Annotated in this window: 2 protein-coding genes; one reads left to right on the forward strand and one right to left on the reverse strand. The window is 68.1% G+C overall.

Features of this window, described 5'->3' with window-relative positions:
• On the reverse strand, nt 1-1,529 hold a 1,529-nt coding region (locus AC1DZ6_RS24000; protein WP_477099614.1), incomplete at its 3' end, for a rhamnogalacturonan lyase.
• A 295-nt stretch (nt 1,530-1,824) separates the two neighbouring features.
• Here AC1DZ6_RS24000 and AC1DZ6_RS24005 point away from each other — a divergent pair.
• Nucleotides 1,825-2,122, forward strand: a 298-nt coding sequence (locus AC1DZ6_RS24005) for a hypothetical protein (RefSeq protein ID WP_477099615.1), incomplete at its 3' end; no start/stop codon positions are given.

A 2,122-nucleotide genomic window follows, 5' to 3' on the forward strand; every position in this document is an offset into this window, starting at 1 on the left:
GTGTAGAGGGCGTCCTGGTTGCTGCCCCAGGCCTCCTCGCCGATGAAGCGGGGGTCGATGTCGGCCGTCAGGCCCCGGCCGGTGTCCTTGTCGGTGGGCGTGGTCCACAGCACCTTGCCGGTGCGCGCGTCGAGCATGGCCGCGCCGATTCCGCCGTTCTTGCCTGGGCTCTCGTGCACGCCGAACTTCTCAAGCCCGGGGTGGGTGGGATCCAGGTCCGAGACATGCATGGCGTCGCCATGGAACAGCTCGGCGCTCCACAGGCCCTTGCCGTTGTCGTCGACGGTCATCGAGCCGTAGACGATCTCGTCGCGCCCATCGCGGTCGACATCGGCGACGCTGAGCTGGTGATTGCCCTGGCCGCCGAACTTCTCGTTGCCGGGGGCGGCGCTGTCGAACAGCCAGCGCTGGGTCAGCTTGCCGTTCCGGAAATCCCAGGCCGCCAGGGTGGTGCGGCCGTAGTAGCCGCGCGCGAAGATCAGGCTGGGCCGCTGGCCGTCCAGATAGGCCGTGCCCGCCAGGAAGCGGTCGGAGCGGTTGGCGTAGCCGTCGCCCCAGATTTCGGTCATCTGCTCGACGGTGGGCGCGTCCGTGCGCGGATCGCGGGGGGGCGAATAGGGCGCGCTGGCCAAGGCTCTGCCGGTCAGGCCGTCGAACACGGTCAGGTATTCGGGACCCTTCAGGATGCGCCCCTGCACCCTGGCGACCTTCGTGCCGTCGGGCAGGACCGTGGCCCCGGTCCTGTCGCCCTGGGGCCGCTCGCCGCCGGTCTCGCGCCAGTCGACGTTAGGGTCGCCCAGCACCTTGCCGGTTCCGTCCGTCGCGCCGTCGCTGGTGCGCATGGCCACCTCGGCCTTGCCGTCGCCGTCCAGGTCATAGACCTGGAACTGGGTGTAGTGCGCCCCGGCCCGGATGTTGCGGCCCAGGTCGATGCGCCACAGGCGTTGGCCGTCCAGTGTATAAGCGTCGATATAGACCGGGCCGGTATAGCCGCCGAAGGCGTTGTCCTTGGAGTTGGTCGGGTCCCACTTGAGGACGATCTCGTAGCGGCCGTCGCCGTCCAGGTCGCCGACGCTGGCGTCGTTGGCGGTGTAGGAATAGGCCTCGCCGCTGGGCGTCACGCCGTCGGCGGGCGGCTGGATGGGCAGGCTCAGATAGCCGTCGGCCCAGACCTTGGCGGACCTTCCGACGGGACCTTCCTTGCCCCCCACCACGGCGCGCACGGCGTAGGTCGCGGCCGAATCGCCGGTCTTGTCGATGAAGTCGGTGGGTCCCACCAGCGGCGCGGCGTTCAGCTTTTGGCCGTCGCGATAGAGGTTGAAGGCGGTCTTGGCAGGATCGCCGCCCAGCAGACGCCAACTGACGAGGATGCCGCCGTCAATCGCCGGAACGGCCACCACCCCACGGTCCAGGTTTTCCATCTGGCGGGGCGCGGCCAGCACTGATCCGCCCACGGACGACAGCGCCGTCGCGCACAACAGGGCGGCCGTCGCGACTCGCGCGCCCCGGTTCTCACCACGCTTACTCATTGCGTCGAATCCCTTGCGTTTCCCCGTTTCAGGCTCGCGACGGCCGTTCTTCGTGGCCTTCAGGTCGGCGCGTGGGCCGCCTCGCAAGCGATGCCGCAAGCTTACACCACGGAAACAAAGTTCTGTCTTCCCACAAATTGCGTTGACATCTCAGCATGTGGAACTATTCCTATTGTATGAGAAATGCGCCGCCGTGCGCTGCGAGCCGTCCGTTCAAGGACCGCCGCAGGCTCGGTAAGGCGCCCAGGGCCCTTCGTCGGGAGCCTCTGGGTCATGGTTAGAGGGAGGGAACCCAATGCTTGCATCCACTCGCGGCCGTCGCGCGGCCGTCGCCACGACATCCTTGCTGGCCCTGGTGGCCGGTCTGGCCTGCGCCACCGGCGTCAGCGCCCAGACCGCCGGCTCGGCGGTCGAGGACAAGTCCAGCACCATTGAAGAAGTCGTCGTCGTCGGCACGCGCGCCAGCCTGCAATCGGCCATGAACCGCAAGAAGCGGAACGGCACGATCTCCGACTCGATCGTCGCCGAGGACATCGGCCAATTCCCGGACAAGAACATCGGCGAGGCGCTGGGCCGGGTGACCGGCGTTCAGC

Source organism: Caulobacter sp. P1_B12_2, assembly GCF_056406675.1.